This is a genomic window from Peteryoungia desertarenae (assembly GCF_005860795.2).
Lineage (GTDB): Bacteria > Pseudomonadota > Alphaproteobacteria > Rhizobiales > Rhizobiaceae > Allorhizobium > Allorhizobium desertarenae.
On sequence record NZ_CP058350.1, the window covers coordinates 2,760,604 to 2,782,252 of the forward strand.

Sequence of the window (21,649 nt, forward strand, 5' to 3'; positions counted from 1 at the left end):
GCTATATTGCCGGAACGCCTTTGCGCTGCCGTAAAAGCCTGTTTATAACCGGCCCCAAAATTGGCAGGCGGCAGGTGTTTCCGCTATAAATTCCAAAGTGATTCCGAACAGAGATCGTGACCTGATTTGACTGAGCAAAGCACTCCCGGCGGCGGCAAGTTTCCGTCTGACATCCAGCCGATTTCCATCATGGAGGAAATGCAGCGGTCCTACCTCGATTACGCCATGAGCGTTATCGTGAGCCGCGCGCTTCCTGATGTGCGAGACGGTCTGAAGCCCGTACATCGCCGCATTCTCTATGGCATGTCCGAACTGGGCATCGACTGGAACAAGAAATACGTCAAATGTGCCCGCGTCACCGGTGACGTGATGGGTAAATACCACCCGCACGGCAACATGGCGATCTATGACGCTTTGGCGCGCATGGCGCAGCCATGGTCGTTGAGGCTGCCGCTGATCGACGGTCAGGGCAATTTCGGGTCTATTGATGGTGATCCGCCGGCAGCCGAACGCTACACCGAATGCCGCCTGCAAAAGGCTGCCCATTCGCTGCTGGATGACCTCGACAAGGAAACGGTCGACTTCCGCGATAACTATGACGGCACGCTGCAGGAACCTGTGGTCGTCCCCGCCAAGTTCCCGAACCTGCTGGTCAACGGCGCCGGCGGCATTGCTGTTGGTATGGCGACCAACATCCCGCCGCACAATCTCTCGGAAGTCATCGACGGCTGTATTGCCTTGATCGACGATCCGGCGATTGAGTTGCCCGCCCTCATGCAGATCATTCCCGGACCGGATTTCCCGACAGGCGGGATCATTCTGGGCCGCTCCGGCATACGTTCCGCGTATGAAACCGGTCGTGGCTCCGTCATCATGCGCGGTGTCGCAAGCATTGAGCCCATGCGTGGCGATCGCGAGCAGATCATCATCACCGAAGTCCCCTATCAGGTGAACAAGGCGACGATGATCGAGAAGATGGCCGAACTGGTGCGCGAAAAGCGCATCGAAGGCATTTCCGACCTGCGCGACGAAAGCGACCGTCAGGGCTACCGCGTCGTCATCGAGTTGAAACGCGATGCCAATGCCGAAGTCATATTGAACCAGCTTTACCGCTATTCGCCGCTGCAGACCTCCTTTGGCTGCAACATGGTGGCGCTGAATGGCGGCAAGCCGGAGCAGTTGACCTTGCTCGACATGCTGCGCGCCTTCGTCTCCTTCCGCGAAGACGTCGTCAGCCGCCGGACCAAGTACCTGTTGCGCAAGGCGCGGGAGCGTGCCCATGTCTTGGTGGGTCTTGCGATCGCTGTTGCCAATATTGACGAAGTCATCGCGCTGATCCGCAATGCTCCCGATCCGGGCACGGCGCGTGAGCAATTGATGGAACGGCGCTGGCCGGCCCGCGACGTCGAGGCGCTGATCCGCCTGATCGATGATCCGCGACACCGGATCAACGACGACAACACCTATAACCTTTCGGAAGAGCAGGCCCGGGCGATCCTGGAATTGCGCCTTGCCCGCCTGACGGCTCTCGGTCGAGACGAGATCGACGAGGAACTCAACAAGATTGGTGCCGAGATCTCGGATTACCTCGACATCCTCTCGTCGCGCCTGCGCATCCAGCAGATCGTCAAGGATGAACTGGCAGCCGTTCGGGACGAGTTCGGCACGCCACGTCGGACCCAGATCGCCGATGGTGGTCCGGACATGGACGACGAGGACCTGATCGCCCGAGAGGACATGGTCGTGACCGTGTCCCATGCCGGCTATATCAAGCGCGTGCCGCTGACCACCTACCGGGCGCAACGCCGCGGCGGCAAGGGACGCTCGGGCATGGCCATGAAGGACGAGGATTTTGCAACCCGCCTGTTTGTCGCCAATACGCATACACCCGTCCTGTTCTTCTCCTCGCGCGGCATCGTCTACAAGGAAAAGGTCTGGCGCCTGCCGATCGGGACACCGACATCTCGCGGCAAGGCCCTGATCAACATGCTTCCGCTGGAGCCCGGTGAACGCATCACCTCGATCATGCCGCTTCCCGAGGATGAAAACAGCTGGGGAAATCTCGATGTCATGTTCTCGACAACCCGTGGAACGGTGCGTCGAAACAAGCTTTCGGACTTCATCCAGGTCAACCGCAATGGCAAGATCGCGATGAAGCTGGAGGAAGAAGGCGACGAGATCCTCTCGGTCGAAACCTGTACCGATCGTGATGACGTGCTTTTGACCACGTCACTGGGTCAGGCAATCCGCTTCCCCGTGGATGAAGTGCGTGTCTTTGCGGGCCGCAATTCGATCGGCGTGCGCGGTATTTCGCTTGCCGACGGAGATCGCCTGATCTCGATGACAATCCTCGGTCATGTCGAGGCGGAAGCATCGGAACGCGCCGCCTATCTGAAGCGGTCTGCTGCTGAACGGCGGGCAGTGGGCGTCGAAGAGGATGATATCGCACTTGTCGGCGAGGAGGTTGGTGAACTGGCCGAGCTTTCCGAAGAGCGCTATCAGGAACTCAAGGCTCGCGAGCAGTTCGTTCTCACTGTTTCGGTAAAGGGCTTCGGCAAGCGGTCGTCATCCTATGATTTCCGCACGTCAGGGCGTGGTGGCAAGGGTATTCGAGCAACCGACACCTCCAAGACGGCGGAAATCGGCGAACTCGTGGCAGCCTTCCCGGTCGAAGACAAGGATCAACTGATGCTCGTTTCAGATGGCGGTCAGCTGATCCGTGTTCCGGTTGACGGCATTCGTATCGCCAGCCGCGCAACCAAGGGCGTCACGATCTTCTCGACCGCCAAGGATGAGAAGGTGGTGTCGGTCGAGCGCATCAGCGAGCCAGAAAGCGAAGACGAAGTCGTGGGGGAAGAAGCTGAAACAGTGGTGACAGACACGGCACTACCAGACAGCCCCATCGAACAATCTGAGTGATTGGGCGACCTCTTTAGGAAAACAAGAACATGACAAGGCCCGCCAGGTGAACCTGGCGGGCCTTGTCATTCATTGGTCAGCTATTGGGTTTACCGGAACAACAGCTGTTCACGTGTCAGAAGACGCGGTGACGTTCCGAAAGCTGCTTCATGGTCTCGTTCTCACGATGCAGGCCGGCAATCGTAAAGGCAACAGAAGCGACAAACATGCCGCTGATCAAAACGGTCAGAACAGTCAGTGTGATAAACATTGTCTTCCTTTCCCTCGTTCAGCAGCTTTGACATCGTTTCTGGTTACGAAATACTTGCGAGACCGTCAGCGACCAAAGCTATGGTAATGTGCAGTCATGGGTGGACCGAAGAACTGATTGTCCGACTGGTCCTTGACATAATAGGCTGCCGAAGTTGCAACCATGGCGGTGATCATCGTCATCCAGACTAGATTGATCATCGTTACTTTGTCATGCATGGTGCTCGTCCTTGTGAAGCCGGCGATACTTGCCGTTGAAATGCGTACCAAGCGCAAAGGTTCCCGCTCAGCATATGAGGGGATTTAGAGCGCACCGCCTGAAGTCGGCTTGAACGGAGCATTCATCTCCCGTTCATACTTGTGGCACTCGACCATACTACGCACGATATGCAGCCCCAGTTCAGCCAAAAGAGCTGCCGCAATCGCAAAAATGACCAAAAGAGCCAGCACCGACGGACCTTCCTTCAACTTCACATGGCAGATGTTGAGAAGGAACCTAGTTGAGCTGCCCTGAAATGACCTTGAACAAGCCATTCATCCTGCGTTCATGCCCGCAGGGGGGCCGTGCCGGGTAAATGGCTTGCGGCTTTGCGGCATCCGTGACAAAAGGCGGTCGAAACAAAGATCGGGATGTCATGACAAAGGCATTTTATCCAGGCTCGTTCGACCCCATGACCAACGGGCATCTTGATGTTCTCGTGCAGTCGCTCAATCTGGCCGGCACGGTCATCGTCGCAATTGGGGTGCATCCCGGCAAGACGCCGCTGTTTACATTCGAACAGCGAGCAGACCTCGTTCGTCAGTCGCTTGAACACAGCCTGCCGGAACGGGCAGGGGACATTGAAGTTGTAGCCTTCGACGGGCTTGCGGTCGATGCTGCCCGTCAGCAAGGTGCGCGACTGCTTGTCCGTGGCCTGCGCGATGGAACGGATTTCGATTACGAGATGCAGATGGCAGGCATGAATGCGCAGATGGCACCGGAACTGCAGACCGTCTTCCTGCCGGCCGGAACAGCATCGCGGCCCATTACGGCCACATTGGTTCGTCAGATCGCAGCAATGGGCGGTGATGTCAGCGCCTTTGTACCGCCGGCAGTGCTGACGGCCCTCAAAACCAAGTTCGGGCACTGAGCCCCACAACCTCCGGAGAGATCATGAAGCTCCTACATATTGCAACAGCCCTGTTTTTTGCCGTGGCCGGTCTTGGCCCTGCCGCCGCCCAGTCGGATGAAAACTTCCTGACCATTCAGTTGAAGGATGGCCCGGTCGTGATCGAATTGCTGCCGGACGTAGCGCCGAAGCATGTCGCACAGATCAAGGAACTGGCTTCTAAGGGCGAGTACGACAATGTGGCCTTTCACCGCGTGATCGAAGGCTTCATGGCGCAGACCGGCGATGTCCAGTTCGGCGACATGGAAGATGGCTACCAGCCGAACCGCGCCGGGACCGGCGGCTCCAGCCTGCCAGATATTGAAGCCGAATTCTCCGACGTCCCCTTTGAACGCGGCACTGTCGGTATGGCCCGTTCGCAGGATCCGAATTCCGCCAATTCGCAATTCTTCATCATGTTCGCCGATGGCGGCTTCCTGAACGGCCAATATACGGTTGTTGGCAAGGTCGTATCGGGAATGGAATATGTCGACCAGATCAAACGCGGGCAGGGTGGCAACGGTGAAGTCACCGACCCGGACCGTATGGTGAAGGTTACCGTCGGCAAAAACTGATACCCAGGCATTCGCCTAAACCAAGGAGTAAAGACATGGCCGAGATTAAGGATCCGGAAAATACCATCATCATGGAAACCACCAAGGGCAAGGTGATAATCGCTCTTTTCCCGGATCTGGCCCCCGGCCATGTTGCGCGGATCAAGGAACTGACGCGCGAAGGCGCCTATGATGGCGTTGTCTTCCATCGCGTCATTGCCGACTTCATGGCACAGACCGGCGATGTCCAGTATGGCAAGCAGGGCGGCGAGCATTTCAATCCGGGTCGTGCCGGCATGGGCGGTTCGTCCAAGCCGGATCTGAAAGCTGAATTTTCCGCAACCCCGCATGTCCGTGGCACATGCTCCATGGCCCGTTCGCAGAACCCGAACTCGGCCAACTCCCAGTTCTTCATCTGCTTCACGGACGCTCCCTGGCTGAACAAGCAGTATTCCGTCTGGGGCCAGGTCATCGAAGGCATGGATGTCATCGACCAGGTCAAGAAGGGCGAGCCCGTCCGCGATCCCGACTCGATCGTTTCGATGAAGGTTGCCGCCGACGCCTGAGTAGCCACAAAACTCTGAACCCGTCCCGTCGTTCTGCGACTGGGCGGGTTTTCACGTTCAGTTCTCGCTCTTTCTCCATGTGACGACAGCCATGCGCGTAGACCTCTTCGACTTCGACCTTCCGGAAGAAAACATTGCCCTTCGACCGGCAAACCCGCGCGATCACGCGCGTTTTCTGATCGTGCGTCCAGACGGTACAACGATGCTGGAAGACCGTCACGTCTACGACCTGCCATCCCTCCTTCGCGCCGGCGACGCGCTTGTCTTCAACGACACCAAGGTCATCCCCGCCCAGCTTGAGGGCGTCCGTCACCGGGAGGGTGCCGAGGAGATTGCGGTTTCCTGCACGCTTCACATGCGGGTCGGAGCCAGCCGCTGGAAGGCCTTTGCAAAGCCCGGAAAGCGGATAAAGGCCGGTGACAAGATCAATTTTGCGACGAGGACTGGAGAGGGGAGCGCCTGCCTCATGGGCCAGCTTGCTGCAACCGTCGCTGAAAAGGGGGAGGCCGGAGAAATCGAGCTCGCCTTCGACCTCTCCGGACCCGATCTCGATCAGGCAATCGCCACCGTCGGCCACATCCCTCTGCCGCCCTACATCGCTGCCAAGCGACCGGAAGACGAGAAGGACCGCACGGATTACCAAACGATCTATGCCCGGGAAGAAGGTGCCGTAGCAGCCCCGACCGCCGGCCTGCATTTCACCCCCGAGCTCTTCGAAAAGCTGGATGCAGCCGGCATTGAACGCCATTTCGTGACCCTGCATGTGGGTGCCGGCACGTTTCTGCCGGTCAAGGCGGACGATACCACGGAACACAAGATGCACGAGGAGATCGGGTACATTTCACCATCGACGGCTGCGGCACTCAATGCCGTTCGAGCCCGTGGCAACCGCATCATCGCGGTCGGAACGACGTCTTTGCGCCTTCTGGAAAGTGCAGCGGAAGATAATGGCCATATCCCTGCATGGTCGGGCGCGACCGGCATTTTCATCACGCCCGGTTATCGCTTCAAGGCTGTCGACATGCTGATGACCAATTTCCACCTGCCAAAGTCCACGCTGTTCATGCTGGTATCGGCCTTTTCCGGCCTTGAGACCATGCGCGCGGCCTATGATCATGCCATCCAATCCGGCTACCGCTTCTACTCCTACGGCGATTCCAGCCTGCTCTTCCGGAAAGACGACTGACCTATGTCTGAAAACTTCACGTTCACCCTGAAGGCAACGAGCGGAAAAGCCCGCCTCGGCGAGGTCTCCATGCCGCGCGGAACAATTCGCACACCTGCCTTCATGCCCGTCGGCACCGTGGGTACCGTCAAGGCCATGTATCTTGATCAGGTGAAAGAAGGGGGCGCCGACATCATTCTCGGCAATACCTATCACCTGATGCTTCGCCCTGGAGCCGAACGCGTGGCTCGGCTTGGTGGCCTGCATGAATTGATCCGCTGGCAAGGTCCGATCCTCACGGATTCCGGCGGCTTTCAGGTCATGTCGCTGTCCGGATTGCGCAAGCTTGACGAACAGGGTGTGACCTTCAAGAGCCATGTGGACGGTAGCTTGCATCACATGTCACCGGAACGTTCGATCGAAATCCAGGGCCTGCTTGGTTCCGACATCCAGATGCAACTCGACGAGTGTATCGCGCTTCCGGCCGAACCGCGGGAAATCGAACGCGCCATGGAAATGTCGCTGCGCTGGGCTGAGCGTTGCCGCGTCGCTTTCGGGAATCAACCGGGCAAGGCCATGTTCGGCATTGTTCAGGGCGGCGACCAACCAGCCCTTCGAATCCGCTCGGCAGAAGGCCTGAAGCAGTTGGATCTCAAGGGCTATGCGGTTGGCGGATTGGCAGTCGGCGAGCCGCAGCAAGTCATGCTGGAAATGCTGGGGGTGACACTGCCCGTTCTGCCGACCAACAAGCCGCGCTATCTGATGGGTGTCGGCACACCGGATGACATCCTGAAATCCGTCGCCGAAGGCGTCGACATGTTCGACTGCGTCATGCCCACCCGCTCAGGCAGGCATGGCCTCGCTTTCACCCGTCGCGGCAAGGTCAATATACGCAATGCCCGTCATGCCGAAGACATGCGACCGCTGGACGACCAATCGAACTGCCCGGCATCCCGTGAATATTCGCGCGCCTATCTGCATCACCTCGTGCGCTCCAACGAAGCCTTGGGCGGCATGCTGCTCTCCTGGAACAACCTCTGTTATTATCAGGAGTTGATGCAGGGTATCCGCGAGGCGATCGCCGAGAACCGCTTCGAGGACTTCAAGGCAGAAACACTCGAAATGTGGAAGCGCGGCGATATCGATCCGGTATGAGGGGACAAGCGGGGTGCGCGCTGCTCTGCCCGCGAGGCACCATCAGATCCCCTGACTTCCGGTTTCGCGGACCATACGCACGCCATTGATGGCGAAAGTGCCACTGCGCTGCCGTTTCAATTCGTAAAACACGGCCCAGTCCTTGCCGTCCGGTGCCGAAATCAGCACTTCCTGATAGGCGCTTTCGCCATCCGGCGTTACCTTATGGCGACCAAAGGCATAGTTGCCAGGTCGAAAGACCGGCGCATAGCTCTTCTTGACCATGTCGAAGAAGCGTTCGGCATTCGGGAAGACGCTCTTGATTTCGGGCGATGCGAAGGAATAGGCGGTTGTCGCATCATCGGCAAGAAACGCCTCGATCTGCCGCGAAATGACCGATTGTGCTTCGCGCACCGCATCCTGTTCAGCCTTTGCTGGCAAGGCCAGAAGTGACACGGCAAACCACAACATAATGACCCGCAAGACTGTATGCATGATGACACCCCTCTGCTGCTCATTGTTATGTGACGATTTCACGAAATGAGTTTAGGGCGTTTTCCCCGCTTGAGAAGACCTGCGGCAAACAAGCCTTGTTGATCAACCCAAGCGGGGCATGTCTCCTATTTTATCTATACCATAGCTCCGGCAGGTAGAGTGTCAGTTGCGGGAAGATCGTGATCAGCAGCAACACACCGAGAAGCGGGATCAGAAACGGCGCTGTCGCCTTGATCGTCTTCTCGATGGAGATGTTTGCGACGCGTGACAGGACAAACAGCACCATGCCGATCGGCGGTGTGATCAGTCCGATCATCAGGTTCAGAACCATCACGACACCGAACTGAACAGGATCGATACCAACCGCGGCCACTGCTGGCATCAGGATCGGCACGAGGATCGAGATGGCGGCAATGGTTTCCATGAAGCAGCCCACGATCAGGATGATCACGTTGATGATCAACAGAAGCATGATCGGGTCATCGGTGATGGTCAGCAGCAAGGCGGTGAACTGCGCCGTCACCTGGGTGACCGTCAAGACCCAGCCGAACAGGGATGCGGCGGCAACGATCATCAGGACCGAGGCCGTGGTTTCAATCGTGTTGATCGAAATCTGGTAGAAGCGCTTGATCGACAAGGTTCGGTAGACCACAAAGCCGAGGAACAAGGCCCAGGCACAGGCAGCAATCGCCGCTTCCGTCGGGGTAAATGCCCCGGTGGCGATCCCGCCAATGATGATGATTGGTGTTAGCAGGGCAGGGATGGCTTGAATGAAGGTCCGGCCCAGCACGCCGAGAATGAATGGCTGATCCGCGCCGATCTTATAGCGCCAGGCATACCAACTGATATAGCCCATGAGGCTCAGCGCCATCATCATGCCGGGGATGAAACCGGCCGCAAACAGTTGGCCGATGGAGACATTTGCCATCACGCCAAAGATAACCATGGGCAGGGACGGCGGAATAATCGGACCAATTGTCGACGAGGCGGCCGTCACGCCGACGGCGAGATGGTCGTTGTAGCCTCTGTCGCGCATGGCCTTGACTTCAATCGTGCCAAGTCCGCCGGCATCCGCAACGGCAGCGCCGGACATTCCGGCAAAAATCACCGAGGCCGTCACATTCACATGGCCGAGCCCGCCTTTCAGCCAGCCGACGGCAGCCGTGGCAAAATCAAAGATCCGATTGGTGATACCGGCGGAGTTCATGAGATTGCCGGCCAGAATGAAAAAGGGCACAGCAATCAAGGGGAAGCTGTCAACGCCGCCTGCCATGCGATGCAGCACAACGAAATCCGGCAGATTTCCGATGAAATGCGTGTAGGCGAGCGAAGCGCCACCGAGGGCGACAAAAACCGGCACACTGAGGAGCAGCAGGCCGAAGAAAACACTTAGCAGAAGTCCCATTGGCTTGCCTCAGTCGATCAATTGGTTGGTATTGTCCGGTGCGGCCCAGCCTCTCCTGGCATTGGTCAGGAAAGCTTCCGAAGCACGCCACAGCATCAACAGGCAGCCAACGAAAATGCCGCCATAGACAACACTCATCGACACATCGATGACCGTCATCCGCTGGATGCCCATGCGCTGGGTGAGGTTCCAGGCGAACCAGACCAGCAGGCAGACAAAGAGAAGCGTGATGACATCGGCAGCAAAGCGGAGCACACGTGCGGCACGCGGCGGCAACATTTCAACCAGCACCTCCACCGCAATATGCGTGCGCCGCCGGAAAACGATAGCTGCCCCGAAAAAGGTGACCCACATCAACAGGTAGCGACCGATCTCTTCCGTCCATGCAATCGAATCATTGAGCACATAGCGGCTGAAAAACTGAAGGAAGGTGACTGATCCGAGAATCCAGAAAAGGGTGAAGGCTATGACATCGTCGATCCGAAACCGGATCTCCGGCTCGGCTTCCTCTTCTAGGTGGATGGCGACGACATAAGGCTCGGCCTGGCCGTTGCCCTTTGTAGTTTGACTGTTCATGCTTGCACTCCGTTGCCAAGCAGGGGTCTAAAAGAAAGGGCTGCCGCCTCACACCTGAAGCAGCAGCCCACCACGACGATCCTGGGAGGTTACCGTGATCGTCTCAGAGCGCTTGCAAGGCGTCATACTGCTCTTGGGTCCAGCCTGCGCCGGATTCCGGATCCATGTGCAGCGGGACAGCAGCTTCGATGAAGGGCTTGCGGTCGATATCGACGACAGTCTTGCCGAGTTTGCGGAATTCATCCGCCAGACGGCTCTCCGATTCGCGGATCTGGTCGGTCGCGCGGCTCGCAGCTTCCTTGAGAACCTCGTCAAAAATCGCCTTCTGCTCGTCGGACAACTGGGCCATGACATGACCACCCACCACGGTCACCAGAGATTCGGTGATATGGCCGGTCAGCATGATATGGCTCTGCACTTCGTAGAATTTCTTTGCCATGATCGTCGGTAGAGGGTTCTCCTGACCATCGACGGTCTTTTGCTGCAGGGCAAGATAGACTTCGGCAAAGGCGATTGGCGTCGCATTGGCGCCAACAGACTTGGTGAACATCAAAAACAGCGGCGCTGGCGGGACGCGCAGCTTCATGCCTTTCATGTCTTCCGGTTTTGTGATTTCGCGATTGGCGGTCAGATGACGCTGACCGTAGTAGGTTAGGGCATGGATCTTGGAGCCGGTGGCCTGATTATACCCGGCCGCGATATCCTGGAACAACTGGCTGTCACGATAGGCTTTCCAGTGGTCGAAGTCGCGTAGAATGAAAGGCGCGTTCGAGATCGCCATCGGCTTATGCACTGCGCCGGCAAAGGCAACACCTGTGTAGATGATGTCGACAGTTCCCAGCGTAAGACCTTCATTGATCTGGTTTTCATTGCCGAGCTGCGAGGCCGGAAACACCGATATCTTGATTTCGCCATTGGTACGGTTGGCAATCTCTTCCGCGGCCCAGAGAGCCTCTGTGTGATACGGTTCGCTTGTTTCATAGACATGCGCCCATTTCAGCTCCATTGCCGCCAGTGACGGCACCGCCGAGGCACCAAGAACCGCCAGGCCGGCAATGAGACCTGCGAGGCTTCTACGTTTAAGCACCATGACTTTTCCCCTCCAAAAAATGATCAGATAAATTTACCCACAGTTATCAGACAAACTGGGCAGGCTTCACGTCACATGCATCAAGCGCAAAATGCCTTCAAAATACCTCGAAAACTCGGGAATCTAGAAGGTATGCGCAGGCGGATGTCCTCCCAAAACATCTGACATGTCATACAAGTAAATCGAAATCCCTATATCGTCAACTGGCCGCCGAAAAAACAGGATCGCACGAACGAAACCCTGATTGGCCAAAGGCCAACGTGAAGTGCGGACGGAACAGCTCAACGGAGGTTTTCTCCAACCTGCTGCGCCGGGAAGTGTCTTGAATGGATATCCGGGTTGTCACCAACATCAAAACCTGTCACAGCGCAGCAACTATTCCGTTCAGGCACTGACCCCATGATCCGCATCGAAAACATTTCAAAACAGCTCAGCCACCGACTGCTCTACATCGAAGCCTCTGCGGCGTTGAACAAGGGAGAGAAAATCGGCCTGGTTGGACCGAACGGTGCGGGAAAAACCTCGTTGTTTCGTATGATTATCGGTCAGGAACTCCCGGACGAAGGGCAGGTATCTGTCGAGAAGGGCACGACGATCGGCTACTTCAGCCAGGATGTCGGCGAAATGGGTGGCATCAGCGCCGTTGCCGAAGTCATGAATGGTGCAGGTCCCGTCAGCGAAGTCGCCGCCGAACTGCGCGACCTGGAGGCGGCCATGTCTGACCCGGAACAGATGGACCGGATGGATGCAATCATCGAACGCTATGGCGAGGTTCAGGCGCGTTACGAAGAGCTCGACGGTTATTCGCTTGAGGGCAGGGCGCGCGAAGTGCTCGCAGGGCTTTCATTCACCGAGCATATGATGGACGGCGATGTGGGAAAGCTGTCCGGCGGCTGGAAGATGCGCGTGGCACTGGCCCGCATCTTGTTGATGCGGCCGGACGTCATGCTTCTTGACGAACCGTCCAACCACCTTGATCTCGAAAGCCTGATCTGGCTGGAGCAGTTCCTTAAGAACTATGACGGCGCGCTTCTGATGACCTCGCATGACCGCGAATTCATGAACCGTATCGTCAACAAGATCATTGAAATCGATGGGGGCCAGCTCACCACATACACAGGTGACTATGGCTTTTACGAAAGCCAGCGCGCCCAGAATGAAAAGCAGCAGCAGGCGCAGTTCGAGCGTCAGCAGGCCATGCTGGCGAAGGAAATCAAGTTCATCGAGCGTTTCAAGGCGCGCGCCTCCCATGCGGCCCAGGTACAGAGCCGTGTGAAAAAGCTCGACAAGATCGACCGGGTTGAACCGCCAAAGCGCCGTCAAGTGGTCACGTTCGAGTTTCAGCCGGCGCCGCGGTCCGGCGAGGATGTCGTGAGCCTTAAAGGCGTGCACAAGGCCTATGGCGACAAGGTCATTTATGACGGTCTCGATTTCATGATCCGCCGCAAGGAACGCTGGTGCATCATGGGGATCAATGGCGCCGGTAAATCCACACTGTTGAAGCTGGTTGCAGGTGACTTAACGCCGGACAGCGGTGCGGTCACAATCGGAGCCAGCGTCAAGCTCGGTTACTTTGCTCAGCATGCCATGGATATCCTTGATGGCGAGATGACAATCTTCGAGACGCTGGAGCATAATTTTCCACGGGCAGGGCAGGCGCCCTTGCGCGCGCTGGCAGGCTGCTTCGGCTTTTCCGGCGACGACATCGACAAGCGCTGCCGTGTGCTTTCCGGCGGCGAAAAGGCCCGGCTGGTGATGGCGATCATGCTGTTTGACCCGCCAAACCTGCTGGTGCTTGACGAACCCACAAACCACCTGGATCTCGATACCAAACAGATGCTGATCGAGGCGCTGTCGGCTTATGAAGGCACCATGCTCTTCGTCAGCCACGACCGCCATTTCCTCGGCGCGCTGTCAAACCGCGTTCTTGAACTCACGCCCGAAGGCGTGCATCGCTATGACGGTGGCTACACCGAATATGTCGCTCGCACCGGACAGGAAGCTCCGGGACTGAGAAGCTGAACCACACGAACCTTTCTCCAGTCGCCGGCGTTGAGATGCGCTCAGGTTTCTGAGCCAGATCCAGGAGGCTCAGTACAAGGGTGTTGTATCAAGGCGATCTGGAGGCTGCTCGCTTCGATAAGGGAACTTGCGGCAATGAACTGCTTCAACCACGGACGAACGGCAAGTCGCACTTCATCCTTGAACCCACCCGGCTACATACGATGTGGCGGAGGAATTGGAATGTCCGCTGTGCTGCAAAGTAGAAATGTCTGCAGCAGTCACCACACAGCACCACGATCAGCCCCGATCTGAGCGGCAGACCCGCTTGCAAGATCAGATCGGGGCGGGTGGGGCGCACTTCTTCGCCTTTAGCTTTGAGACGCCTCATTCTGCAGCCTGCTGCCGTGCCAGCGTTTTCTGGCGCCGTGCAATCACCGCCGGATCGTTCAGGACGTCCAGACGTCTCCCAGGCTTGCGACCGGTCGGCTTATAGCCAATCTTCTCGCTGTTGCTCTTCACCTTCGGCTTGTCCTGCTGCTCCTGGCGCTCCTTGATATAGGCCAGAACATCCCCGAGCCGCTTGTTCTCGGTGATCGCCGCATGCGTCACCCGCTGGTCCTTTTCGAACACCGTGTAAGGCAGGGAACAACCCTTCCAACGAACATCAAGCCGACCGTCGGCATAGGCGTAGGTCTCGACATAACGACCCACCAGACCGCGCGTCACCTCGCTCTCCTCCAGCATGATCCGCTTGCGCTCGAACGAGAACGTCAGTTGCGATCCGACATAGCGCTGCTCGCGCTTGCACAGGATCTCCGTCAACCGATCCGGCGCCAGATTCAGCGGTCGGTGCAGGTCGTCTGAACGGGCAGGGGTAACCGCAAAACGCGCATTGTAGTTCTCCATGAAACCAGGCAGAAACGCATTGCCGGCCTCCATGCTGTCGATGCCGCACAGCCTGAGTTCCTTGACCAGACGGTCCTGCAGCGTCCGGTTCATCCGCTCAACGCGACCCTTGGCCTGGCTCGAATTTGCACAAAGAATCTCGATATTTAACTCGCAAAGCGCACGCCCGAACTGCGTCATCCCCTGGCCACCCTTCGCATCCTTCTTCGCCACCCGAAACACCGAATGCTTGTCCGAATAAAAGGCAATCGGTGCGCCGTGACGCTTGAGATAGAGCTCCAGGGCCTCGAAATAGGTGAAGGCACTTTCGGAACGCACAAAGCGCAACTGCATCAGCCTGCCGGTCGCATCGTCGACAAACACCAGAAGCGAACACGCTGGTCCACGATCCTCGAACCAGCGGTGCTCTGACCCGTCGATCTGCACCAGTTCGCCATAGGCTTCGCGCCGCAGTCGCGGTTGATGAAACGTCCGGCGCTGCCTGCGTGACAGCCACAGTCCGGCCTCGGACATCCAACCGCGTACTGTCTCGCGTGACACCCGCAAGCCATCGCGCTCAGCCAACTTCTCCGTCGCCAAGGTCGGACCGAAATCCGCATAACATTCGCGGACCAGCGTCATCGCATAATCGCGAACCGCGTCACTGATCCGATTGTTTGAGGGCCGACCGATCGCCTTATGCCGGATCGAAGCCGCGCCGCCAGTCCGCATTCGTTGCAAGAGCCGACGCACCTGACGCTCACTCAGGTCAAGCACATGCGCCGCCGACACCACGGTCATCCGACCGGCGGCAACCTTCGACAAAACCTCGATCCGCTGCAGATCGCGCTCGCTCATCGCTATCAATCCCATCTGCAATCTCCCAGACGTCATTCAGACCCGGGGAGTGTGACATTCCAACTTTGCAGAAACAGGACACTTCAACTTTGCGGCTACATACGAGAATCACATAAGATAGATTATGGAACTAATAGATGTTGGCCCCCCAAGAGATCGCCCGATGAGTGCGCCGCATTCTGTGGCATATAGCCGAACAAAATCATAGGCTTGAAGCCAATATGTCAACCTGTTCTGTCGATAGCCACATCAAATGACAAGCCATCATAGGCCGGTTCGACATGCGCCGGCGTTTGAGCCATGACCGTGTCGTAGTCAAGCGGCGTATGCATATGCGTCAGGAAAGCGCGCTTCGGTCCACAACGCTCAATCCATTGCAAAGCCTGGTCCAGCGACAAATGGCTCGGATGCGGTCGATATTGCAAGGCATCGATGATCAGCACATCGAGTCCGGAAAGTCTCTCGATGGTCTTTGCTGGAAAGTCGCTGACGTCACAGCAGTAAGCCACATTGCCAATTCGCAGCCCGAGCGAGATGATGTCGCCATGCTGCTGTACCAGCGGCAGGATTTCGATGACGCCTCCAGCACCATCGATATGGATCGGCTGATCCAGATCTTGAATAATGCGCGGCTCAACAATTGGTGGATAACTGCTGCCGGGCGGTGTCTTCAGACAGTAGCCAAAGCCCTGTTCGATCCGCTCCATCGTATAGGGTTCTGCATAGATCGGAATAGGACGCTTGGCCGTGATGAAATAACCGCGCAGATCGTCAATGCCGTGCACGTGATCGGCGTGAGCATGCGTAAAGAAAGTCGCATCGACTGTTTCGACCTGCGCCCGGATCATCTGTTCACGAAAATCGGGTCCGGTATCAACCACGACCACGGTCTTGCCGCCGTCTGGCCCGATCTGCTCGATCAGGAAAGATGCACGCGTGCGGCGGTTTCGCGGATTGTTGGGATCACAATTGCCCCAGTCGCCATTGATCCGGGGAACACCCGGCGAAGAGGCACAACCCAGTATCGTGAACCGGCGATATGAACTCATCCGAGCCTCGGCATCTTGGAAAAGCAACGAAAGGCATTCTCGGTCGTGATCTCAGCCATCTCCGCGTAGCTCACGCCCTTCACCTCCGCCAGAACCTCCGCCGTGTTCACCACATAGGACGGCTCGTTGCGTTTTCCACGCCAGCGCTTCGGCGCCAGATACGGCGCATCCGTCTCGACCAGCAGCCGGTCCATCGGCACGCTTTTGGCGATCTCGCGCAGCGCTTCCGATTTCGGAAATGTCACGATGCCGGAGAAGGAAACATAGCCGCCGAGCGCAACGCCGGTATCGGCCAGAGCCTCGCCCGACGAAAAGCAATGAAGAATGAAAGGGAAGGCCCCCTTCCCGCTTTCCTCGGTCAGGATATCGGCCATGTCCTCGTCGGCGCTGCGGCTGTGAATGACGAGCGGCAGACCCGTGCGCCTTGCCGCCTCGATATGGCGGATGAGGCCCGTCTTCTGGTCCTCCGGCTTCTGCGTGTCGTAGAAATAGTCAAGCCCGGCCTCGCCGATCGCCACGATCTTGTCGTGGCTTTCCGCCAGCCGCACCAACTCGTTCGCCGTCACATCCAGCTCGTCGCCGGCATTGTTCGGATGCGTACCAACAGAGCAGAAGACGCTCGGATACCGCTCGGTAAGCGCCAAAAGCGTTTCTAGCTTGCGAACACGTGTCGAGATCGTCACCATCTGTTTGACGCCCGCCTGATGGGCGCGCGCGACCAGTTCGTCACGCTCGCTGTCGAAGTCGGCGAAATCCAGATGGCAATGGGTATCGATCAGCATCGTGTCAGGCCTTAGCCGCTTCCGGGGCGACGTAGCGCGGATAGACCGGCGACGGCGCTGGCAGCTCCGTGCCCGGCGTCAGACGACCGGCGGCACCGAGCTTTGCAAACACGCGGTCTTCTTCGGCCACGGCCACGAGATCGAGGATCTTCGCCGAGGATGCCGGCATGATCGGCTGGAAGAGGATCGCGATCTGGCGCACGACGTCAGCGGTCACATAGAGCACCGTGCCCATGCGTGCCTCGTCGGTCTTCTTCAAGACCCACGGTGCCTGCGCCGCGAAATAGCGGTCGGCCTCGTTGACGATATTGATGATGGCAGCGACCGCCTTGTGGATTTGCTGCTTGCCCATCTCCTCGCGGCAGATGTCGATCGCCTCGTCGGCGATCTTCAGGATCGCCTCGTCTTCTGCGGTGAGCGGATCGGGTGTCGGCACCCTGCCCTCGCAGTTCTTGTTGATCATCGACAGCGAGCGCGAAGCGAGATTGCCAATGCCATTGGCGAGATCGGCGTTGATGCGCGTGCCGATGCCCTCTTCCGAATAGCTGCCATCCTGGCCGAAGGAGACTTCGCGCAGGAAGAAATAGCGTACCTGGTCGAGGCCGAAATGGTTCACCAGATTGACCGGGTCGACGACATTGCCGAGCGATTTCGACATCTTCTCGCCCTTGTTGAGCAGGAAGCCATGGGCATAGACGCGCTTCGGCAAAGGCAGGCCCGCCGACATCAGGAAGGCCGGCCAATAGACGGCGTGGAAGCGGATAATGTCCTTGCCGATGATATGCACGTCGGCCGGCCAGTACTTGGCGCGCTGACCGTGCTCGTCTTCGACGTAACCCGTCGCGGTGATGTAGTTTGTCAGGGCATCGACCCAGACATACATCACATGCTTGTCGTCGCCGGGCACCTTGATGCCCCAGTCGAAGGTGGTGCGCGAGATCGACAGGTCCTTGAGACCCGACTTGACGAAGGAAATGACCTCGTTGCGGCGCTCGTTCGGACCGATGAAATCCGGCTGGTCCTCGTAAAGTTTCAGCAGCTTGTCTTCATAGGCCGAGAGTTTGAAGAAGTAACTTTCCTCTTCCACCCATTCGACGGGCGTGCCCTGGGGCCCGTACCGCACGCCATCGGCGCGCAGTTCGGTTTCCTCTTCCTGGTAATAGGCCTCGTCGCGCACCGAATACCAGCCGGCATAACCGCCCTTGTAGACGTCGCCATTCTTCTCCATCCGCCGCCAGACTTCCTGCACCGTCTCGTGATGGCGCTTTTCGGTCGTGCGGATGAAGTCATCATTCGATGCATTAAGAAGCTTGCCCATCTCACGGAATTCATTGGAGTTCCGCTCTGCAAGATCGGCCGGCTCTATACCTTCGGCCCGTGCCGTCTGCTGCATCTTCTGGCCGTGCTCATCGGTTCCGGTGAGGAAGAACACATCCTTGCCATCCAGCCGCTGGAAGCGTGCCATGGCGTCCGTCGCAATCAGTTCATAGGCATGGCCGATATGGGGCTTGCCATTCGGATAGGAAATTGCGGTGGTGATGTAAAAGGGTTCGCTCATGGTTATTGTTGTCTTTGCCAGAGTTGCACGGCTTCAATCCGAATGTTGGTCGCAGCGACCGCCACGACATCCACAGGACGAGATAGGGTTCCGCCGCTTCTAGACCATTCCGTTGCGCGAAGAAACATCAAGTTTGCTGCAGCGCCAATCGTGGAGACGGTACCGCACCCAGCTCAGCGCACAATCTCCGGAAGGATCTCCAGGACCGTCTGCTTGCGATCGAGATTATAGGCATTGGCAATACGAAGCTTTTCGTTGATTTCCGATGTGAGCCGCGCATAACGCTCTGCCGACCCCAGATCGCCTTCGATCGCCCGGCTTCGCGCCAGCACCGCAAGATGATCCCCCAGATGCTCCGCAAAGAAGCCAAAGGCAACATCGCTGTCCTTGGCGGACAAGGCGTCTGCGATCTTGAACATCATCCGGCGCTGGCCCGAACCATGAGCAGCCAGCATCTCGTCAAAGGCTGCCAGAATGTCGGCGCCACCGTAGTTCACCAGCTTGAGCGCCCGCGATACACTGCCCTTCGCAAACCCCAGCACGCCTTCACCTGCATCGCCTTGCACCGAGAGCCCAAGCTGCAATAGCGCCTTGACCATGGCGTCATTTCCAAGCTGATGAAGTCTGAGCGGAAGACAGCGTGACCGGATCGTCGGCAAAAGCTTGCCCGGCGCATGGGAAAGCACGAGGAACATCGCCCGCTTCGGCGGTTCCTCGAGAATCTTCAGGATGGCGTTGGCCGCATTGCGGTTGAGATCATCGGCGGGATCGATGATGACAATCCGCCAGTTACCCGTACCCGATGTCTGGCTGAAAAAGTGACCCGCTCGGCGGACTTCATCCACCGTAATCGCCTGCTTGATCCGTCCGCTCTTTTCGTCAACGGGACGCGAAAGATGCAGCAGGTTGTGGCTAGCCCCGGAGGCGATCTGCCGGGTCACGGGATGATCCGGATCGGGATCCGAGATGGTCAGCGGTGCACTCGACGGATCGGGATGACGCAGGACATGATTTGCGAAGCGAAAGGCAAGTGTCGCTTTCCCGACACCTTCCGGCCCCTCTATCAGCAGGGCATGATGCCCCTTCCCCGACTGATAACTGCGCGCAAGAAACGCTTCCGCCTCGTCATGTCCGAAGAGTTTTCGGTTCAGGGCCGGCGCAATCGCCCCCTCCAGCAGGCTGGTTTGCAACTCGCTCATTGCAGGGCCGCCGAGGCAGACGGCAACCGATCAAGTTCGCGAAGACCGCGTGCGCCGAGCACGGTGTCGGTCTTGCTGGAGATCGCCCGTGCGATCTCGTCAATCGACTGGCGCGCATCTACGATATGGCAACGGACCGGCTCTCGCATGGCGATGTCCAGAAACCCCTGCCGTCTTTGCTCATGCACATCGATTTCCTCCCGCTCGAAGCGGTCCGGGCTCTCGGCCCGAATGGCGGCGAGCCCCGCGCGTCGACGCGCCCTGGCAAGCCCTTCTACCGCCGGAAGGTCCAGCATGAAGGTCAAGTCCGGCATGAAATTTCTCACTGACACGCGTTCGAGCGCCGCCATGAGATCCGGCTCCAGATTGCCGGTCACGCCTTGATAGACGCGAGACGAATCGACGAAGCGGTCGCATAGCACGACCTTGCCCTCTGCCAGCGCCGGAGCGATAACGCAATCAATGTGGTCGGCGCGGGCGGCGGCAAAGAGCAGCGCTTCCATCCGGATCCCGAAGGGCTCCGCAGCACCGGAGAGAAGCACGTGGCGCAAGGCTTCTGCACCTGCCGATCCACCCGGCTCACGGGTGGTAATCACGGGTAGCCCAAGCGCGCGCAAGTGTTCGGCCAGGAGACGAATTTGGGTCGACTTCCCGGCCCCCTCCCCGCCTTCAAAACTCACGAACAATCCACCGTTGGTCTGCAAACCCTCACCCTGCACGTCTGTCCTTGCCTCTTCTCACTCTTAACGCTCTAGCGCAGATAGAGGTTCAGCGGAACCGAAAACCGGACACCGCTCGACATCAAGACAGGTTTCCCGTCAAAGCCAGAAAAACAGGGCTTCAATCAATGCATCCGTCGCGCGTTGTCGGAGCGTCCCCACCTCGACAGCGGCGGCACTCTTCAACGGAACCGAAAGCAGCTGCCGGTCCTCTGCCGTCACTGTGAGCCGTCCGATTGGCTGATCAATGGCAACAGGCGCCCGCAGCGGCCAATCATAGACCACTCTTGCCTGGAGCCGATCCGGATTTCGGATGGCGACAAGCACCGAGATATCCGCCTTGGCAATCAACGGCACACGCCCCTGCGCGCCGCCATAAACACTGGCCTCACCGATGACCTCGCCAGCGGCAAAAAGCCTCCGCATCTCGAAGGCGCTGAGCCCCCATTCGAGAACACGGCTCGCCTCATCAGCGCGCTCCTTGTCACTGCCCAGTCCGCTCATTCCCAGAAACAGCCGTCGTCCGTCGCGTTCGATGGATGCGATGATGGAAAAGCCATTCTCTTCGGAAAAGCCGGTCGCCAACCCATCGGCCCCCATGCTCAACAGCGGGTTCCGGTTGCGCTGGAAGATCTCATTCCATTCGAAATCGGGCTGCTTGAAGACATCGTAAAGCGCGGGATAGGTCGCCTCCATGTGACGCGCCAGAAGCACCATATCAGCAAGCGTGGTTCGGTTGTCCGGATGGGGCAAGCCGGTGGCATTGCCAAAACGGGTTCCCGTCATGCCGAGTTCCGTCGCACGCTTGTTCATCCGCTCGACAAAGGCTGCTTCGCTTCCAGCCATTCCCTCCGCCAGAATCAGACACCCGTCATTTGCGGTTTGGATGGCAATGCCGCGAATGAGATCCATCACCGGCACTTCGGATTTAAGGGCAGCAAACATGGTTGCAGTGCGCGAGGGTGCACCGCCCGTGCGCCACGCAAATTCAGAAACCGGATAGGTCGTCGTCAGGGCGATTTCGCCTCGGGCTACCGCATCGAATGCGATTTCGAGTGTCATCAGTTTGGCGATGGAGCCAGGAACAAGCGTGTCGGTCTCGCCCTTCGACAGCAAGACCGTTCCCGTAGACGCTTCAACCAGCAATACCTGAGCGGCTTTCGTCTCGAAACCGGTTGATCCGTCCTGCTGCGCATGGGCAAGCGAAAGCGTCAGAACACTGGAGAGCAGAAAAAGGATAACGGACAGAAATGCGCGCATTGCTCTCGTTCTGGCAGCGGGATCTTTGCCTGAC

At 58.1% G+C, this 21,649-nt stretch carries 21 protein-coding genes; 7 read left to right on the top strand and 14 right to left on the bottom strand.

Annotation, left to right across the window (positions count from 1 at the left end; genetic code table 11):
• Positions 1 to 126: 126 nt before the first annotated feature.
• Positions 127 to 2,919 (top strand): DNA gyrase subunit A, encoded by a 2,793-nt coding sequence (gyrA, locus tag FE840_RS13455; RefSeq protein WP_138289731.1) that lies wholly within the window; start codon positions 127 to 129, stop codon positions 2,917 to 2,919.
• 115 nt (positions 2,920 to 3,034) lie between these two features.
• On the opposite strand, the gene FE840_RS21060 is transcribed toward gyrA, so the two are convergent.
• From FE840_RS21060 to FE840_RS13465, 3 genes are all read right to left on the bottom strand, one after another.
• Positions 3,035 to 3,169 carry a hypothetical protein gene (locus FE840_RS21060; RefSeq protein ID WP_281366521.1) on the bottom strand — a complete coding sequence of 45 codons (135 nt, stop codon included), beginning with the start codon at positions 3,167 to 3,169 and terminating at the stop codon, positions 3,035 to 3,037.
• Positions 3,170 to 3,234: 65 nt separating this feature from the next.
• On the bottom strand, positions 3,235 to 3,387 hold the full coding sequence (locus tag FE840_RS13460; RefSeq protein ID WP_171033828.1) for a hypothetical protein: 153 nt from the start codon (positions 3,385 to 3,387) through the stop codon (positions 3,235 to 3,237).
• An 84-nt stretch (positions 3,388 to 3,471) separates the two neighbouring features.
• On the bottom strand, positions 3,472 to 3,618 hold the full coding sequence (locus FE840_RS13465) for a hypothetical protein (protein WP_171033829.1): 147 nt from the start codon (positions 3,616 to 3,618) through the stop codon (positions 3,472 to 3,474).
• Between the two features lie 185 nt (positions 3,619 to 3,803).
• On the opposite strand from FE840_RS13465, the gene coaD reads away from it, so the two are divergent.
• The 5 genes from coaD (at position 3,804) to tgt (ending at position 7,756) form a co-directional block, all read left to right on the top strand.
• Positions 3,804 to 4,298, top strand: a complete 495-nt coding sequence (gene coaD / locus FE840_RS13470; protein WP_138289733.1) for a pantetheine-phosphate adenylyltransferase — start codon at positions 3,804 to 3,806, stop codon at positions 4,296 to 4,298.
• A gap of 23 nt (positions 4,299 to 4,321) precedes the next feature.
• Positions 4,322 to 4,891 carry a peptidylprolyl isomerase gene (locus tag FE840_RS13475; protein WP_138289735.1) on the top strand — a complete coding sequence of 190 codons (570 nt, stop codon included), beginning with the start codon at positions 4,322 to 4,324 and terminating at the stop codon, positions 4,889 to 4,891.
• A gap of 35 nt (positions 4,892 to 4,926) precedes the next feature.
• Entirely contained in the window at positions 4,927 to 5,436 is a 510-nt protein-coding gene (locus tag FE840_RS13480; protein ID WP_138289736.1) for a peptidylprolyl isomerase, read from the top strand.
• A 91-nt stretch (positions 5,437 to 5,527) separates the two neighbouring features.
• The gene (queA, locus tag FE840_RS13485; RefSeq protein WP_138289738.1) at positions 5,528 to 6,622 is read left to right on the top strand and encodes a tRNA preQ1(34) S-adenosylmethionine ribosyltransferase-isomerase QueA; all 1,095 of its coding nucleotides are present in this window, start codon (positions 5,528 to 5,530) and stop codon (positions 6,620 to 6,622) included.
• A gap of 3 nt (positions 6,623 to 6,625) precedes the next feature.
• A complete protein-coding gene (gene tgt / locus FE840_RS13490; protein ID WP_138289740.1) occupies positions 6,626 to 7,756 on the top strand; it encodes a tRNA guanosine(34) transglycosylase Tgt in 1,131 nt (376 codons plus the stop codon).
• Between the two features lie 42 nt (positions 7,757 to 7,798).
• Here the strand turns inward: tgt and FE840_RS13495 are convergent, their stop codons facing one another.
• From FE840_RS13495 to FE840_RS13510, 4 genes are all read right to left on the bottom strand, one after another.
• On the bottom strand, positions 7,799 to 8,230 hold the full coding sequence (locus FE840_RS13495; RefSeq protein ID WP_171033830.1) for a DUF4864 domain-containing protein: 432 nt from the start codon (positions 8,228 to 8,230) through the stop codon (positions 7,799 to 7,801).
• A gap of 130 nt (positions 8,231 to 8,360) precedes the next feature.
• Positions 8,361 to 9,635: a TRAP transporter large permease gene (locus tag FE840_RS13500; RefSeq protein ID WP_138289741.1), complete on the bottom strand. Its 1,275-nt coding sequence runs from the start codon at positions 9,633 to 9,635 to the stop codon at positions 8,361 to 8,363.
• Positions 9,636 to 9,644: 9 nt separating this feature from the next.
• Positions 9,645 to 10,211, bottom strand: a complete 567-nt coding sequence (locus FE840_RS13505; RefSeq protein ID WP_138289743.1) for a TRAP transporter small permease — start codon at positions 10,209 to 10,211, stop codon at positions 9,645 to 9,647.
• Positions 10,212 to 10,314: 103 nt separating this feature from the next.
• The gene (locus FE840_RS13510; protein WP_138289745.1) at positions 10,315 to 11,301 is read right to left on the bottom strand and encodes a sialic acid TRAP transporter substrate-binding protein SiaP; all 987 of its coding nucleotides are present in this window, start codon (positions 11,299 to 11,301) and stop codon (positions 10,315 to 10,317) included.
• A 399-nt stretch (positions 11,302 to 11,700) separates the two neighbouring features.
• On the opposite strand from FE840_RS13510, the gene FE840_RS13515 reads away from it, so the two are divergent.
• Positions 11,701 to 13,323 carry an ABC-F family ATP-binding cassette domain-containing protein gene (locus FE840_RS13515; protein ID WP_138289747.1) on the top strand — a complete coding sequence of 541 codons (1,623 nt, stop codon included), beginning with the start codon at positions 11,701 to 11,703 and terminating at the stop codon, positions 13,321 to 13,323.
• Positions 13,324 to 13,689: 366 nt separating this feature from the next.
• Here FE840_RS13515 and FE840_RS13520 read toward each other — a convergent pair whose 3' ends face one another.
• The 7 genes from FE840_RS13520 to FE840_RS13550 form a co-directional block, all read right to left on the bottom strand.
• Entirely contained in the window at positions 13,690 to 15,063 is a 1,374-nt protein-coding gene (locus tag FE840_RS13520) for an ISNCY family transposase (RefSeq protein ID WP_138289825.1), read from the bottom strand.
• Positions 15,064 to 15,272: 209 nt separating this feature from the next.
• On the bottom strand, positions 15,273 to 16,097 hold the full coding sequence (locus FE840_RS13525) for an MBL fold metallo-hydrolase (RefSeq protein WP_138286025.1): 825 nt from the start codon (positions 16,095 to 16,097) through the stop codon (positions 15,273 to 15,275).
• On the bottom strand, positions 16,094 to 16,879 hold the full coding sequence (locus tag FE840_RS13530) for a TatD family hydrolase (protein WP_138286026.1): 786 nt from the start codon (positions 16,877 to 16,879) through the stop codon (positions 16,094 to 16,096). Before FE840_RS13530 ends, FE840_RS13525 begins: the two co-directional genes overlap by 4 nt.
• A gap of 4 nt (positions 16,880 to 16,883) precedes the next feature.
• Positions 16,884 to 18,443 carry a methionine--tRNA ligase gene (gene metG / locus FE840_RS13535; RefSeq protein WP_138286027.1) on the bottom strand — a complete coding sequence of 520 codons (1,560 nt, stop codon included), beginning with the start codon at positions 18,441 to 18,443 and terminating at the stop codon, positions 16,884 to 16,886.
• Between the two features lie 167 nt (positions 18,444 to 18,610).
• Complete coding sequence (locus tag FE840_RS13540) at positions 18,611 to 19,636, bottom strand: DNA polymerase III subunit delta' (RefSeq protein WP_138286028.1); 1,026 nt, start codon at positions 19,634 to 19,636, stop codon at positions 18,611 to 18,613.
• Complete coding sequence (tmk, locus tag FE840_RS13545) at positions 19,633 to 20,340, bottom strand: dTMP kinase (protein ID WP_138286029.1); 708 nt, start codon at positions 20,338 to 20,340, stop codon at positions 19,633 to 19,635. Before tmk ends, FE840_RS13540 begins: the two co-directional genes overlap by 4 nt.
• A 114-nt stretch (positions 20,341 to 20,454) precedes the next feature.
• The gene (locus tag FE840_RS13550) at positions 20,455 to 21,615 is read right to left on the bottom strand and encodes a D-alanyl-D-alanine carboxypeptidase family protein (RefSeq protein WP_138286030.1); all 1,161 of its coding nucleotides are present in this window, start codon (positions 21,613 to 21,615) and stop codon (positions 20,455 to 20,457) included.
• Between the last annotated feature and the right edge of the window lie 34 nt (positions 21,616 to 21,649).

What these genes read in the sequence shown, in the direction of transcription:
- FE840_RS13520 (WP_138289825.1), bottom strand. Translation starts at nt 15,063, where the DNA reads ATGGGATTGATAGCGATGAGCGAGCGCGATCTGCAGCGGATCGAGGTT.
- tgt (WP_138289740.1), top strand. Translation starts at nt 6,626, where the DNA reads ATGTCTGAAAACTTCACGTTCACCCTGAAGGCAACGAGCGGAAAAGCC.
- FE840_RS13525 (WP_138286025.1), bottom strand. Translation starts at nt 16,097, where the DNA reads ATGAGTTCATATCGCCGGTTCACGATACTGGGTTGTGCCTCTTCGCCG.
- FE840_RS13510 (WP_138289745.1), bottom strand. Translation starts at nt 11,301, where the DNA reads ATGGTGCTTAAACGTAGAAGCCTCGCAGGTCTCATTGCCGGCCTGGCG.
- FE840_RS13480 (WP_138289736.1), top strand. Translation starts at nt 4,927, where the DNA reads ATGGCCGAGATTAAGGATCCGGAAAATACCATCATCATGGAAACCACC.
- coaD (WP_138289733.1), top strand. Translation starts at nt 3,804, where the DNA reads ATGACAAAGGCATTTTATCCAGGCTCGTTCGACCCCATGACCAACGGG.
- FE840_RS13550 (WP_138286030.1), bottom strand. Translation starts at nt 21,615, where the DNA reads ATGCGCGCATTTCTGTCCGTTATCCTTTTTCTGCTCTCCAGTGTTCTG.
- FE840_RS13505 (WP_138289743.1), bottom strand. Translation starts at nt 10,211, where the DNA reads ATGAACAGTCAAACTACAAAGGGCAACGGCCAGGCCGAGCCTTATGTC.
- FE840_RS13495 (WP_171033830.1), bottom strand. Translation starts at nt 8,230, where the DNA reads ATGCATACAGTCTTGCGGGTCATTATGTTGTGGTTTGCCGTGTCACTT.
- FE840_RS13515 (WP_138289747.1), top strand. Translation starts at nt 11,701, where the DNA reads ATGATCCGCATCGAAAACATTTCAAAACAGCTCAGCCACCGACTGCTC.
- FE840_RS13475 (WP_138289735.1), top strand. Translation starts at nt 4,322, where the DNA reads ATGAAGCTCCTACATATTGCAACAGCCCTGTTTTTTGCCGTGGCCGGT.
- FE840_RS13540 (WP_138286028.1), bottom strand. Translation starts at nt 19,636, where the DNA reads ATGAGCGAGTTGCAAACCAGCCTGCTGGAGGGGGCGATTGCGCCGGCC.
- FE840_RS13460 (WP_171033828.1), bottom strand. Translation starts at nt 3,387, where the DNA reads ATGCATGACAAAGTAACGATGATCAATCTAGTCTGGATGACGATGATC.
- queA (WP_138289738.1), top strand. Translation starts at nt 5,528, where the DNA reads ATGCGCGTAGACCTCTTCGACTTCGACCTTCCGGAAGAAAACATTGCC.
- FE840_RS21060 (WP_281366521.1), bottom strand. Translation starts at nt 3,169, where the DNA reads ATGTTTATCACACTGACTGTTCTGACCGTTTTGATCAGCGGCATGTTT.
- FE840_RS13500 (WP_138289741.1), bottom strand. Translation starts at nt 9,635, where the DNA reads ATGGGACTTCTGCTAAGTGTTTTCTTCGGCCTGCTGCTCCTCAGTGTG.
- FE840_RS13530 (WP_138286026.1), bottom strand. Translation starts at nt 16,879, where the DNA reads ATGCTGATCGATACCCATTGCCATCTGGATTTCGCCGACTTCGACAGC.